General features: G+C 48.2%; 7 protein-coding genes and 3 rRNA genes. 8 read left to right on the plus strand and 2 right to left on the minus strand.

What is annotated here, in order from left to right; all coding sequences use genetic code 11:
- Nucleotides 1–29 precede the first annotated feature (29 nt).
- Nucleotides 30–2603 carry an ATP-dependent chaperone ClpB gene (gene clpB / locus AYJ58_RS08185; RefSeq protein WP_106649715.1) on the plus strand — a complete coding sequence of 858 codons (2574 nt, stop codon included), beginning with the start codon at nucleotides 30–32 and terminating at the stop codon, nucleotides 2601–2603.
- A gap of 271 nt (nucleotides 2604–2874) precedes the next feature.
- On the opposite strand, the gene AYJ58_RS08190 is transcribed toward clpB, so the two are convergent.
- Entirely contained in the window at nucleotides 2875–3342 is a 468-nt protein-coding gene (locus tag AYJ58_RS08190; protein ID WP_106649716.1) for a DUF4124 domain-containing protein, read from the minus strand.
- Between the two features lie 94 nt (nucleotides 3343–3436).
- On the opposite strand from AYJ58_RS08190, the gene pssA reads away from it, so the two are divergent.
- From pssA to AYJ58_RS08225, 7 genes are all read left to right on the plus strand, one after another.
- Entirely contained in the window at nucleotides 3437–4288 is an 852-nt protein-coding gene (gene pssA, locus AYJ58_RS08195) for a CDP-diacylglycerol--serine O-phosphatidyltransferase (RefSeq protein ID WP_106649717.1), read from the plus strand.
- 756 nt (nucleotides 4289–5044) lie between these two features.
- Nucleotides 5045–6587: ribosomal RNA gene (locus tag AYJ58_RS08200) — 16S ribosomal RNA — on the plus strand.
- Nucleotides 6588–7005: 418 nt separating this feature from the next.
- A 23S ribosomal RNA gene (locus AYJ58_RS08205) occupies nucleotides 7006–9908 on the plus strand.
- Nucleotides 9909–10137: 229 nt separating this feature from the next.
- Nucleotides 10138–10253, plus strand: a 5S ribosomal RNA gene (gene rrf / locus AYJ58_RS08210).
- Together the 16S, 23S and 5S rRNA genes form the textbook arrangement of a ribosomal RNA operon.
- Nucleotides 10254–11509: 1256 nt before the next feature.
- Nucleotides 11510–11776: an OadG family transporter subunit gene (locus AYJ58_RS08215; protein WP_106649718.1), complete on the plus strand. Its 267-nt coding sequence runs from the start codon at nucleotides 11510–11512 to the stop codon at nucleotides 11774–11776.
- Nucleotides 11777–11787: 11 nt separating this feature from the next.
- Entirely contained in the window at nucleotides 11788–13611 is a 1824-nt protein-coding gene (oadA, locus tag AYJ58_RS08220) for a sodium-extruding oxaloacetate decarboxylase subunit alpha (RefSeq protein ID WP_106649719.1), read from the plus strand.
- 8 nt (nucleotides 13612–13619) lie between these two features.
- Nucleotides 13620–14750, plus strand: coding sequence for a sodium ion-translocating decarboxylase subunit beta (locus AYJ58_RS08225; protein WP_106649720.1), 1131 nt, complete (start codon nucleotides 13620–13622; stop codon nucleotides 14748–14750).
- Nucleotides 14751–14864: 114 nt separating this feature from the next.
- Here AYJ58_RS08225 and AYJ58_RS21910 read toward each other — a convergent pair whose 3' ends face one another.
- Nucleotides 14865–15032, minus strand: coding sequence for a hypothetical protein (locus tag AYJ58_RS21910; protein WP_172837312.1), 168 nt, complete (start codon nucleotides 15030–15032; stop codon nucleotides 14865–14867).
- Nucleotides 15033–15122 lie beyond the last annotated feature (90 nt).

Raw genomic sequence — 15122 nt, forward strand, 5'->3', positions numbered from 1 at the left:
TATCTACTATGTGAGTTTTAGGAGGCTGTATGCGACTCGATCGTATGACCAATAAATTTCAGCTTGCCATCTCAGATGCCCAGTCTCTCGCACTCGGGCGTGATCATCAGTTTATTGAACCGCTGCATTTGATGATGGCATTGTTGAACCAAGATTCAGGTTCAATCCATCCCTTATTGACTCAAGCCGGCATTCGCGTGAGTGCGCTGCGCTCGCTTTTGAGTCAAGAACTGGAACGCTTACCTCAAGTCGAAGGTACGGGCGGCGATGTGCAATTATCCCAAGGTTTAATCCGTTTATTAAATCTTTGCGATAAATTGGCGCAAAAGCGTAAAGACAAATATATCTCTAGCGAGTTATTTGTATTAGCTGCGTTAGAAGGGGCTGATGCCCTCGCGCAGGCATTGAAAAAAGCCGGCGCGACCAAAGAGTTGATGGAGCAAACCATTGAACAAATGCGCGGCGGCCAAAAAGTGGATGATCCAAACGCTGAAGATCAACGCCAAGCGTTGAAGAAGTTTACTATCGATCTGACCGAGCGAGCCGAGCAAGGCAAGTTAGATCCAGTGATCGGCCGTGACGATGAAATTCGCCGCACGATCCAAGTTCTGCAACGCCGCAGTAAAAACAACCCCGTCCTTATCGGTGAACCGGGTGTGGGTAAAACGGCGATTGTTGAAGGACTTGCCCAACGTATCGTTAATGGTGAAGTCCCCGAGGGCATTAAAAATAAGCGTGTCTTATCCCTCGACATGGGCTCATTGATTGCGGGCGCTAAATATCGCGGTGAGTTCGAAGAACGTTTAAAAGCGGTATTAAATGAGTTAGCGCAGGAAGAAGGTCAAGTGATCCTCTTCATCGACGAGCTGCATACTATGGTCGGTGCCGGTAAAGGTGAAGGCGCAATGGATGCGGGTAACATGCTCAAACCTGCGTTAGCGCGAGGTGATTTGCACTGTGTGGGCGCGACTACGCTTGATGAGTATCGTCAGTACATTGAGAAAGATGCGGCGCTTGAACGTCGTTTCCAAAAAGTGCTGGTGGATGAGCCAAGCGTTGAAGACACCATCGCCATTTTGCGTGGCCTGAAAGAACGTTACGAGCTGCATCACCATGTGGAAATTACCGATCCGGCGATTGTGGCGGCGGCGACTATGTCGCACCGTTATGTGTCGGACCGTAAGTTGCCCGATAAAGCGATCGATTTGATCGACGAAGCGGCATCGAGCATCCGTATGCAGATGGACTCAAAACCTGAGTCACTCGACCGGCTCGAACGTCGTGCTATCCAGCTAAAACTGGAGGAGCAGGCGTTAGCCAAAGAAAATGATGAGGCGAGTCGTCGCAGGCTTGATCATCTGCAAGAGGAATTACGTGACGTTGAAGCGAAAGCTTCAGAGTTGAACGAAATCTGGCGTACTGAAAAAGCCGCACTAGCGGGAACTCAGCACATTAAAGCCGATCTCGAACAGGCTCGAATGGACTTAGAAGTGGCGCGTCGTGCGGGTGATTTAACTCGGATGTCTGAGCTGCAATACGGTCGTATTCCTGAGCTTGAAAAACAGCTCGATTTGGCATCGCAAGCCGAAATGCAGGACATGACGTTATTGCGTAATAAGGTCACTGAGTTCGAAATCGCCGAAGTCTTGTCGAAAGCGACGGGAATTCCCGTATCGAAAATGCTTGAAGGCGAGCGCGAAAAATTATTGCAAATGGAAGTGGCGCTGCACGAGCGGGTGATTGGCCAAAACGAAGCCGTCGATGCAGTCGCGAATGCGATTCGTCGTAGCCGCGCGGGTCTGGCGGATCCAAATCGCCCGATTGGTTCGTTCCTGTTCTTAGGTCCAACGGGTGTGGGTAAAACTGAGCTGTGTAAATCACTGGCGAAGTTCTTATTCGATACCGAATCGGCCTTAGTACGCATTGATATGTCTGAGTTTATGGAAAAACACTCAGTGTCGCGTTTAGTGGGTGCGCCTCCAGGATACGTAGGTTATGAAGAGGGCGGTTACTTAACGGAAGCCGTTCGTCGTAAACCTTATTCGGTGATATTGCTCGACGAAGTTGAGAAAGCGCATCCCGATGTGTTTAACATCTTACTGCAAGTACTTGATGATGGACGCTTAACCGATGGTCAAGGTCGTACTGTTGATTTTAGAAATACAGTGATCATCATGACCTCGAACTTAGGCTCCGACATTATCCAAGAAGGGTTTGGTCAAGTGACCTATGCAGAGATGAAAGCGGCGGTAATGAATGTGGTGACTCACAGTTTCAGACCCGAGTTTTTAAACCGTATCGATGAATCTGTGGTGTTCCATCCATTGGATGCTGCCAATATCAAACGTATTGCTTCGATACAGATTGCTTCCTTACGCCAACGTTTGGCGGAAAAGGACTATGCATTGGAGATCACCGACGACGCATTATCACTGATTGCGGAAATTGGTTTCGATCCTGTGTATGGCGCAAGACCGTTGAAACGGGCATTGCAGCAAGAAGTCGAAAACCCGCTGGCGCAGAAATTACTGCGTGGCGACTTGTTACCGGGTAAACCGATCAAGGTCAGCTGTGCGGGTGGCGAGTTAGTGTTCGAGCAATAACCAGTAGCTAGTCACTTAGTGTGTTGTTTGAGTGCGATACGTTAATCGCAAGCTTGAAGTTGGATAGATTGAAATAGGCGAACTGAAATAAGCGTTCTTGAATGAACGAGCTTGAAATAAACTATCTTGCAATAAGAGATAGCGCTTTCTTAGTCAGTATCGCTACCGCTTCAAGCACTAAAACGAAAGGAGCCGAGTTTTTAACTCGGCTCCTTTTTTATTGCATTAGCGTTAATCGTTGTTCGTTAATGTAGTGGCATAGTGAATTTGGCTACTTCTTATCACAGAAGAGTTTGATTCTTTCCTGTTGCTGAGCAATCGAGGCTTGGCGGTCTTCCTCTGTCATAGCGACAGATTCACCCGAATCGGAAGTTTGGCGGATAAGCTTAGTGTGCGTCGTGAGAATATCTAAATTGTGTTTAGCACTCTCACAAATGGATTGAGCCTGTTTAGCATCTTTCTCTTTGATCAGCGCCGCTGACTTTTCTAATTCATTGGCTTCAGAAGTGGCTTCTGCTTTCTTTACCGGTGCGATAAAACCCACTTTCGCCTGCTCTAAATCTTCACTGTAGAGCTTTTCTGCTTTGATGTTTTCTTGTTGCGGGGCTTGTTGGCTGTAATGCGTCACCCCATTTTCGTCGACCCAAGTATAGATAACGCCCGAAGAAACGGGGCCAATGAAAAGGCCGAGCCAAAACCAGCGGCATAGCATAGTGCTGAACGTGTTCACTTTTAACATCGAAATCATCCCTAACTGGTCTCTCATCGACATGATAATAAAATATGTTATCTTGAAAGCTAACTTCTCTTCACTGAACTAGCGTAATAAGTGTATGCAAAATTCTTCAAATCAAACAGTAAAGAATAAAGGTATCTATTTATTACCGAACCTTTTTACCACAGCGGGTTTGTTTTCTGGCTTTTATGCCGTAATTGCTTCCATGAATGCTAACTTTGAAGCCGCAGCGATAGCCATTTTTATTGCCATGATTTGTGATGGGCTCGATGGACGAGTGGCAAGACTGACTAATACCCAAAGTGATTTTGGTGCTGAGTACGACAGTATGGCCGATATGGTGTCCTTCGGAATGGCGCCAGCACTACTCGCCTACAATTGGGCATTAGCGGACTTAGGTAAAATTGGTTGGCTGGCCGCATTTATCTATTGCGCAGGTGCAGCACTCAGGCTTGCTCGATTTAATACGCAAGTTGGCGTCGCTGATAAGCGTTACTTTCAAGGTCTCGCCAGCCCGGCTGCCGCCGCTGTTATTGCTGGCAGTATTTGGCTTGGTAATCAATACAGTCTCGATGGAAGAAATATCAGTTGGATTGCGGCCCTTGTTACGGCAGCAACCGGTTTACTGATGGTCAGCAATTTCCGCTATCACTCCTTTAAAGAAATTGATTGGCGCGGCAAGGTTAACTTCATCGTGATCTTACTGGTCGTCGGTGTGTTTGTGGTGGTGTCGGTGCAACCTGCATTGATTTTATGTGTCGGCTTCTACTTATATGCGATTTCAGGCCCGATCATTACTATCAGAACGGTGAGAAAGCTCAAAGTCGCTCACGTTGTAGGAGATGATGTCGCGGCGAGTGCCGAGACGAACTTCTCAGTCCAAGCCGCTGCACAAACTCAAGTCGTTACAGATCTCGAGAAAGAGAAACAAGAAGAGCATAAACCTTAGGGCTCGTGCTTTTGATCATTGCTTATCATTAGCTCGCTGCGAACAAGAGTAAGGCATCACACTGGGCATTACGCTTTTAGAGATTTGCTGATAGATATTACGAAAAATAGCTATCAACTTCTGTTTATGCCCATTCAATCTATTAAAACCGCTGCAATAGGCTATTTCTTCTGCCAGACTTATCAACCCAAACTGCGATATTGCTCAATATTGCAGTATATTTCTGCAGTTTGGTGGTTATTCATTCGCTTGGCGCTGATTGTTAAAAAAGCCCTTGCACAAAATCTTCTGCTCCCTATAATGCGCATCCACTGACACGGCAGACAGCGAAAGCCAGCTGACGAGTTAGGTTGAATTGAGTCGCTTACTCTCTGTTGAGAATGGCACTTAATTCAAGCACAGCAAGAAGTTGAAAAATACTCCTTGACGCGAAACGGGAAATGCGTAGAATACGCAGCCCTAGCCAACTGGAAGCGTTCGGCGCTCAGTGTGGTACTCAAGTTCTCTTACGAATATTGAGTTGCTCTTTAACAAGATAAAACAAGAAATCTGTGTGGACACTCACAGGTGTTGAGTTAATCGAAACTGCTTAACCTTAGGGTTGGCAGTCAAAGAATTAAATCAATGATGAAGAGTGTTCATAGCAATATGTACATAATTTTGGTTTCGCTTTCTTCTCTTTATGAAGAGAGGGCGGAAACAAAAAATCAGAATTCATTGAGCCGCTGAAGTCGTAAGACGGAAGCAACAAAACTTTAATTGAAGAGTTTGATCATGGCTCAGATTGAACGCTGGCGGCAGGCCTAACACATGCAAGTCGAGCGGCAGCACAAGGGAGTTTACTTCTGAGGTGGCGAGCGGCGGACGGGTGAGTAATGCCTAGGGATCTGCCCAGTCGAGGGGGATAACAGTTGGAAACGACTGCTAATACCGCATACGCCCTACGGGGGAAAGGAGGGGACCTTCGGGCCTTCCGCGATTGGATGAACCTAGGTGGGATTAGCTAGTTGGTGAGGTAATGGCTCACCAAGGCGACGATCCCTAGCTGTTCTGAGAGGATGATCAGCCACACTGGGACTGAGACACGGCCCAGACTCCTACGGGAGGCAGCAGTGGGGAATGTTGCACAATGGGGGAAACCCTGATGCAGCCATGCCGCGTGTGTGAAGAAGGCCTTCGGGTTGTAAAGCACTTTCAGTAGGGAGGAAAGGTAATGGTTTAATACACCATTGCTGTGACGTTACCTACAGAAGAAGGACCGGCTAACTCCGTGCCAGCAGCCGCGGTAATACGGAGGGTCCGAGCGTTAATCGGAATTACTGGGCGTAAAGCGTGCGCAGGCGGTTTGTTAAGCGAGATGTGAAAGCCCCGGGCTCAACCTGGGAATTGCATTTCGAACTGGCGAACTAGAGTCTTGTAGAGGGGGGTAGAATTCCAGGTGTAGCGGTGAAATGCGTAGAGATCTGGAGGAATACCGGTGGCGAAGGCGGCCCCCTGGACAAAGACTGACGCTCAGGCACGAAAGCGTGGGGAGCAAACAGGATTAGATACCCTGGTAGTCCACGCCGTAAACGATGTCTACTCGGAGTTTGGTGTCTTGAACACTGGGCTCTCAAGCTAACGCATTAAGTAGACCGCCTGGGGAGTACGGCCGCAAGGTTAAAACTCAAATGAATTGACGGGGGCCCGCACAAGCGGTGGAGCATGTGGTTTAATTCGATGCAACGCGAAGAACCTTACCTACTCTTGACATCCAGAGAATTCGCTAGAGATAGCTTAGTGCCTTCGGGAACTCTGAGACAGGTGCTGCATGGCTGTCGTCAGCTCGTGTTGTGAAATGTTGGGTTAAGTCCCGCAACGAGCGCAACCCCTATCCTTATTTGCCAGCACGTAATGGTGGGAACTCTAGGGAGACTGCCGGTGATAAACCGGAGGAAGGTGGGGACGACGTCAAGTCATCATGGCCCTTACGAGTAGGGCTACACACGTGCTACAATGGCGAGTACAGAGGGTTGCAAAGCCGCGAGGTGGAGCTAATCTCACAAAGCTCGTCGTAGTCCGGATTGGAGTCTGCAACTCGACTCCATGAAGTCGGAATCGCTAGTAATCGTGGATCAGAATGCCACGGTGAATACGTTCCCGGGCCTTGTACACACCGCCCGTCACACCATGGGAGTGGGCTGCAAAAGAAGTGGGTAGCTTAACCTTCGGGGGGGCGCTCACCACTTTGTGGTTCATGACTGGGGTGAAGTCGTAACAAGGTAGCCCTAGGGGAACCTGGGGCTGGATCACCTCCTTACCTATACGACTAACTTACGCTTGTTGGGTCGACAACATGGCATACGTGCCGAGTCGACACAAAAACATCCGTGTTTTTGAGTGTTCACACAGATTGCTTGTTTAGCTTCTCTTAGGAGAAGTCAGAGCTGAATGCACCGCGAGCCGGTTAGCATTGTTCTTTAACAATTTGGAAAGCTGATAGTATTTAATTGCATGAGTCTGTCATGTGATTAATTACAAAACGATGTAAACGTGGAAACGTTTGCATCATGAGTTCTCAAACACTTTATTAAGTGTCTTGAATATTCAAAAGTAAATTATGCTTTATTGAATAGTTTACGTCTAAGGCGCGTCCACTTCTTTGGTCAGAAGTGAGACAAGTAAAACCAAGCTGGTCGCAATGCGACTCAAGTGAGTGAAACTCATTTGGGTTGTATGGTTAAGCGACTAAGCGTATACGGTGGATGCCTTGGCAGTCAGAGGCGATGAAGGACGTAGTAACTTGCGAAAAGCGTTGGCGAGCTAGTAACAAGCATTTGAGCTAACGATGTCCGAATGGGGGAACCCAGCCGCATAAGCGGTTATCGCAACATGAATACATAGTGTTGCGAGGCGAACGAGGGGAACTGAAACATCTAAGTACCCTTAGGAAAAGAAATCAACCGAGATTCCCCTAGTAGCGGCGAGCGAACGGGGATTAGCCCTTAAGTCAGTGGGGTGTTAGTGGAATGTGTTGGAAAGCACAGCGGCACAGGGTGATAGCCCCGTACATGAAAACTAACCATTGATGAAAACGAGTAAGGCGGGACACGTGACATCCTGTTTGAATATGGGGGGACCATCCTCCAAGGCTAAATACTCCTGACTGACCGATAGTGAACCAGTACCGTGAGGGAAAGGCGAAAAGAACCCCTGTGAGGGGAGTGAAATAGAACCTGAAACCGTATACGTACAAGCAGTGGGAGCGGTTCTTGAGACCGTGACTGCGTACCTTTTGTATAATGGGTCAGCGACTTACATTTTGTAGCGAGGTTAAGCGAATAGCGGAGCCGTAGGGAAACCGAGTGTTAACTGCGCGTTTAGTTGCAAGGTGTAGACCCGAAACCCGGTGATCTAGCCATGGGCAGGTTGAAGGTTGAGTAACATCAACTGGAGGACCGAACCGACTAATGTTGAAAAATTAGCGGATGACTTGTGGCTGGGGGTGAAAGGCCAATCAAACCGGGAGATATCTGGTTCTCCTCGAAAGCTATTTAGGTAGCGCCTCGAGCGAATACCATTGGGGGTAGAGCACTGTTAAGGCTAGGGGGTCATCCCGACTTACCAACCCTTTGCAAACTCCGAATACCAATGAGTACTACTCGGGAGACAGACGGCGGGTGCTAACGTCCGTCGTCAAAAGGGAAACAACCCAGACCGTCAGCTAAGGTCCCAAAGTACTAGCTAAGTGGGAAACGATGTGGGAAGGCTTAGACAGCTAGGATGTTGGCTTAGAAGCAGCCATCATTTAAAGAAAGCGTAATAGCTCACTAGTCGAGTCGGCCTGCGCGGAAGATGTAACGGGGCTAAGCTAGTCACCGAAGCTACGGGTGCACAGTTTACTGTGCGCGGTAGAGGAGCGTTCTGTAAGCCGTTGAAGGTGAAGGGGTAACCCACGCTGGAGGTATCAGAAGTGCGAATGCTGACATGAGTAACGATAAAGGGGGTGAAAAACCCCCTCGCCGAAAGACCAAGGGTTCCTGTCCAACGTTAATCGGGGCAGGGTGAGTCGACCCCTAAGGTGAGGCCGAAAGGCGTAATCGATGGGAAACAGATTAATATTTCTGTACTTCCGCTAACTGCGATGGAGAGACGGAGAAGGCTAGGCTAGCGCGGCGTTGGTAGTCCGCGTTTAAGGTGGTAGGTGGTGTTCTTAGGCAAATCCGGGGACACGTACTTTGATGTACACACTGAGAGCTGATGACGAGGTCCTAAGGGACTGAAGTAGTTGATGCCATGCTTCCAGGAAAATCTTCTAAGCTTCAGGTTAGCGGGAATCGTACCCCAAACCGACACAGGTGGTCGGGTAGAGAATACCAAGGCGCTTGAGAGAACTCGGCTGAAGGAACTAGGCAAAATGGTACCGTAACTTCGGGAGAAGGTACGCTCCTGTTGGTGATGAGACTTGCTCTCTAAGCTGACGGGAGTCGCAGATACCAGGTGGCTGCAACTGTTTATCAAAAACACAGCACTGTGCAAACTCGCAAGAGGAAGTATACGGTGTGACGCCTGCCCGGTGCCGGAAGGTTAATTGATTGGGTTATCGCAAGAGAAGCTCATGATCGAAGCCCCGGTAAACGGCGGCCGTAACTATAACGGTCCTAAGGTAGCGAAATTCCTTGTCGGGTAAGTTCCGACCTGCACGAATGGCGTAATGATGGCCACGCTGTCTCCAGCCGAGACTCAGTGAAGTTGAAATTGCGGTGAAGATGCCGTATACCCGCGGCTAGACGGAAAGACCCCGTGAACCTTTACTATAGCTTGGCACTGAACATTGAACCTACATGTGTAGGATAGGTGGGAGACTTTGAAGTTGTGACGCTAGTCATGATGGAGTCGTCCTTGAAATACCACCCTTGTAGTTTTGATGTTCTAACCTAGGTCCCTTATCGGGATTAGGGACAGTGCCTGGTGGGTAGTTTGACTGGGGCGGTCTCCTCCCAAAGAGTAACGGAGGAGCACGAAGGTTGGCTAAGTACGGTCGGACATCGTACGGTTAGTGCAATGGCATAAGCCAGCTTAACTGCGAGACATACACGTCGAGCAGGTACGAAAGTAGGTCATAGTGATCCGGTGGTTCTGAATGGAAGGGCCATCGCTCAACGGATAAAAGGTACTCCGGGGATAACAGGCTGATACCGCCCAAGAGTTCATATCGACGGCGGTGTTTGGCACCTCGATGTCGGCTCATCACATCCTGGGGCTGAAGTCGGTCCCAAGGGTATGGCTGTTCGCCATTTAAAGTGGTACGCGAGCTGGGTTCAGAACGTCGTGAGACAGTTCGGTCCCTATCTGCCGTGGGCGTTGGATGATTGAAGGGAGCTGCTCCTAGTACGAGAGGACCGGAGTGGACGAACCGCTGGTGTTCGGGTTGTCATGCCAATGGCATTGCCCGGTAGCTACGTTCGGAATCGATAACCGCTGAAAGCATCTAAGCGGGAAGCGAGCCCTAAGATGAGTCATCCCTAGGAATTTAATTCCTCTAAAGAGCCGTTCGAGACTAGGACGTTGATAGGCATGGTGTGTAAGCGTTGTGAGGCGTTGAGCTAACATGTACTAATGACTCGAGAGGCTTAACCATACAACCCAGATGGGTTTTGCTAAGCGAACTTAGACAGAATAGAGATACTTGATAAAGTGAAAGACTCAAAGCAAATCAGCTTTTCAAATTTTAATTAAAAGGTTAATTACGCAGGAAATTGTTAGGCTGACAAAGCCGTGACGAGCGAGGCGCGGAGTGTACGTTAGTACATGAGCACAGTAGCAAGGAGACAATGCCGTCAGACGGACAATTAACCAGTAAGAATTTGCTTGGTGACAATAGCCTTGTGGAACCACCTGATCCCATCCCGAACTCAGAAGTGAAACGCAAACGCGCCGATGGTAGTGTGGGGTCTCCCCATGTGAGAGTAGGTCATCGCCAAGCGCCTAATTATCTCATTGAGATGCAACGAAGCCAGCTGAATAAGCTGGCTTTTTTGCGTCTGAAATTTGCAGGAATTGATATATTTTCTTCCAACTTGCATTTTCCTTGCTATTTTTCTCACCAGCTCACCAGCTCACCAGCTCACCAGCTCACCAGCTCACCAGCTCACCAGCTCACCAGCTCACCAGCTCATTTTTTAATTGCTGAGTTCCTTGTCGATCCTAGGCTTCCTTATTTCGTTCTTGTCCTATTGCTTATACTAATCACATTAAATATCTAATCAGTTCACAGCCTCACAGTCATCTCAATCCAAGGCGCATTGACGCAGAAATGGTTATTCCCTTTTAAGTCAATGCAACACCGGAGTGGGATGCCGACGGGCGGCTAACTGTTAACGGCATGGCAACGCGCTTTATACTGCGTTTAAGGCTTTCGACAGAGCACTACTATGTCTTCAAGCCTTCGCCTTGTTTAAAGCGCGTTGAATTCCCGCTGAATGAACAGATATTAAATACGATTGGTATTAATCCTGCGAATAGCTAAGAGCCTAAGGTCTACCTCGGGTAGCACTGTGGCTTATCTTTCAAGATAGCCGCTCCACAACAAACCGTATTGAGCCTATAGCACCGCTTTGTGTTGGTATCAAGGGGACATCTAAGTTGTCAAAATGGATGATTTAATTTGTTAGATTGAACCCATTCCTCTTCTTCAAACAATGCCTCCAGAACGACATTCCTTTTTATCTTCTACCAGAATCAAATAGCAGTAACTTGGATTGTGAAATTTGCATGCTTTTTCACTTGGTTTGTTCCTATGTTCGTTGTCTTCAATTTAGGAATCATTTTTTAGCCTAGTACATCATTTAGACTTAACTCTAGCATAGTGCGTATTTCATTATGGTATATTGATTTAATTGCTCGATTTCTGAGGATTAGTGATTAACAGTCTTTTGGTTTAGTTAATATTGGTAAGACCAATTTACATTTTAATGGTTTTTTGTTATCAATTGGTTATGTTTGTACTGGGTTTAGTTCAAGCTGGTTTTCTTGTTGTGTGACTTTTTAGCTTTTAAATATGATTTTTTATTCAAGTCCTCTTTGGTGTGGTGGTCGCTATAGGTCTGTCTACCAGAGACCCATAGTTTGTAAACCGCTCAACCGATTGAATGTTGAACTTGTGATGCGATAGCGATGGTTTTGGGGCAATCGTACTGTTGATAGGGATTGAGAGAGTAAGGGGGAGGGGGAGGGGGAGCTATGGAGGATGTAACGCAATCTTTATTGGATGCCGTTGGCATTATGTTTTTGGGGATGGGCTTAGTGTATTTATTTTTAAGTGTACTAATCCTTGGGATCCATTTGGTTGCGCGCTGGTGTGCGGTGGATGCAGCATCTGCACGTTTTGCTACAAATCATGCTAAAAGCCAGCAGAGAGTAGCACAATCAGATGTTAAGCCTTTAGACCCAAATGTGGTCGCTGCGATTTCACTAGCGGTAAAGCAGTATCGTTCACAGATTAAGTAATGGGGAGCAGTATGACTTTTGTATATAATTCTACGGCGGCAGTAGCTAAGCCATTATTTTTAACTGATGTCGTTTTGCGGGACGCGCATCAATCTATTTTAGCGACGCGCTTACGCCTTGATGACATGTTACCGATAGCGCCATTACTCGATAAGATCGGCTTCTGGTCACTGGAATCTTGGGGTGGGGCGACGTTTGATGCCTGCATTCGTTATCTTGGTGAAGATCCTTGGGATCGAATTCGTGAGCTGAAAAAGGCCATGCCGAATACGCCGCAGCAAATGTTGCTGCGTGGCCAAAACCTCTTAGGTTATCGCCATTATGCCGATGATTTAGTGACGCGTTTTGTTGAGCGCGCCCATACTAATGGCGTTGATGTATTTCGTATTTTCGATGCGATGAACGATGTGCGCAACCTCGAGACTGCGGTGAAAGCGGTGCGCCAAGTTGGCGGCCATGCGCAGGGGACGATTTCGTATACCACGAGTCCAGTGCACACCATAGAGACTTGGGTTGATATGGCAAAACGTCTCGAAGATATGGGGTGTGATTCTTTGTGCATCAAAGATATGGCGGGCTTACTTAAGCCGATGGAAGCGTTTGAGCTTATTAGCCGACTCAAATCTCAGACCCAACTCGTGTTATCTATGCATTGTCATGCGACGACAGGGTTGAGTACGGCCACTTATCAGAAAGCCATTGAAGCGGGTGTCGATGTGCTCGATACGGCAATTTCGTCGATGAGTCAAACCTATGGACATACTGCAACTGAAACCGTTATCGCTATGGTGGAAGATACTGAGCGTGCCACGGGTTACGATATGGTTTTGCTTGAGGAGATTGCCGCTTATTTTCGTGAAGTGCGCAAGAAGTACGCTAAGTTTGAAGGCGCGCTGAAAGGCATCGATTCGCGGATCTTACGTGCACAAGTGCCTGGTGGCATGTTGACCAATATGGAGAGCCAACTAAAGGAACAGGGCGCGGCCGATAAGATGGACTTGGTATTGGAAGAAATCCCCCGCGTTCGTGCTGATTTAGGTTTCTTGCCGTTAGTGACGCCCACATCGCAGATTGTCGGCTCGCAGGCAGTAATCAATGTGCTAATGGGTGAGCGTTATAAGTCACTGACGAAAGAGACTGAAGGCGTGCTCAAGGGGGAATATGGCGCGACGCCTGCGCCAGTAGATGCCGCATTGCAAGCCAGAGTCTTGCAAGGGGTTGAAGCTATTACCTGTCGCCCTGCGGATTTATTAACGCCGGAGCTGGCTAAGTTACGGCTCGAGTTGGCAGATAAAGCGCAGGAACAGGGCATTCGCCTATCTTCAGAGCATGACGATGATGTGCTGACCTATGCACTCTTCCCACAAATAGGATTGCAGTTCTTAAAGAATCGTGACGATCCAAGCGCCTTTGAGCCTAAGCCTGAATTGACTTCGGCACTTGCTGCTAATGCTGCGGATCGTGGCCCAGAAACTTACACTGTGACTGTCGAAGGGCAAGAGTACGTAGTTGAAGTCGCCGCCGGCGGTGAGATTTCGCAAATCCAACCACAGGGCCAAATTGTTCATGCCGTGCAAACGGCTACGGCGAGCACTACGCCAACGGCTAGCCATGGTGAGATCCGGCTTGAAATGAGCGCGCCTCTGTCGGGCAACATCTTCAAAGTGCATGTTTCTCTAGGCGATAGAGTGTGTGAAGGCGATGTTGTGATCATCCTTGAGGCGATGAAGATGGAAACTGAAATTCGTGCTCAGGGCGATGGCATTATCGCTAAGCTCTGGGTGAAAGAAGGTGACTCAGTGTCTGTGGGTTCTCAATTACTGGCCCTGGCGTAGGAGTCATTATGGAAGGTTTAATGGCTTTTTGGGCCGAGACAGGTATTGCCCATTTTACTGACGGGCAAGTGTTGATGATGGCAGTGGGTGCTTTGCTTTTGTATCTCGCCATCGTGCGTGGATTTGAGCCTTTGCTATTGTTGCCCATTGGTTTTGGTGCAGTACTGGCGAACATTCCCCATGCGGGATTTACCGAAGAAGGCGGCATGCTGTATTACGCCTATCATGTGGGGATTGAGACTGGGGTGTTCCCACTGTTGATCTTTATGGGCGTCGGTGCGCTGACCGACTTTAGTGCCTTGATTGCCAATCCTAAAACCCTGTTGTTAGGAGCTGCGGCGCAGTTTGGGATTTTCGCGACACTGATAGGTGCGATAGCGCTGAACCTAGTGCCGGGCTTTGAGTTCACTATGAAGGATGCGGCGGCCATTGCGATTATCGGCGGCGCCGATGGGCCGACGGCGATTTTCCTCGCTTCAAAGCTGGCGCCTGAGTTATTGGGTGCGATTGCGGTTGCGGCTTATTCCTATATGGCGTTAGTCCCTATTATTCAACCGCCGATCATGCGCTTACTGACAACCCAAGCTGAGCGCGAAATTAAAATGGAGCAGCTGCGCGAAGTCAGCAAGAAGGAAAAGATCATTTTCCCCTTAATGGTGCTGGGATTAACGATTCTCTTCTTACCTGCGGCCACGCCGTTAGTGGGCATGTTTTGCCTTGGTAACTTGATGCGTGAATCGGGCGTGGTGGATAGATTATCGAAAACGGCGCAGAACGAGCTTATCAATATCGTCACTATTTTCTTAGGGTTAGCTGTGGGTTCTAAGTTATCGGCCGATCAATTTCTGCGACTGGAAACCTTAGGGATTTTGGTGTTGGGTGCTTTGGCTTTTAGCGTTGGAACTGCCGCGGGTGTGTTGATGGCAAAACTCATGTGTAAGCTGTCGGGTGGTAAAGTGAATCCGCTGATTGGCGCGGCAGGGGTGTCGGCTGTGCCTATGGCGGCGCGAGTCGTCAATAAAGTGGGGTTAGAAGCGAATCAACATAACTTCCTGCTGATGCATGCAATGGGGCCCAATGTGGCGGGTGTGTTAGGTTCGGCAGTCGCTGCGGGGATTTTACTTGCCGTTCTTGGGTAATGGACGGGGTTAATCACTGAGTTAACCGATTGGGGTTAACTGAGCTTTGAACATCTTCCAATTGTTAGTACAGTCTTATCACTAAGGCCAACTCGATATTGAGTTGGCCTTTTGCTAAGCCGTTAACCACATTAACGTGATGAGGATTAAAATCAGCCCGCCACTTATGCCGATAATGTAGATAAAACCTCGTCGGCCTTGTTTTAGTGTGAGTTTGTTGGCTTTTAAAAATAACGCCCAAAACAAACATAGGATCAGCGGGATAAGGAAGAGTCTCGTCATTGTCTGTTCTGCTAAAATGTGAGTTAGAGTGGTTTCAGAGTCTAACAGTTTGATCTTATTTGGGTAACCTATTTTACAGCCGATGAGGAT

Origin of the sequence: Shewanella sp. Pdp11, from assembly GCF_002838165.1 — a bacterium.
GTDB classification, from domain to species: domain Bacteria; phylum Pseudomonadota; class Gammaproteobacteria; order Enterobacterales; family Shewanellaceae; genus Shewanella; species Shewanella hafniensis.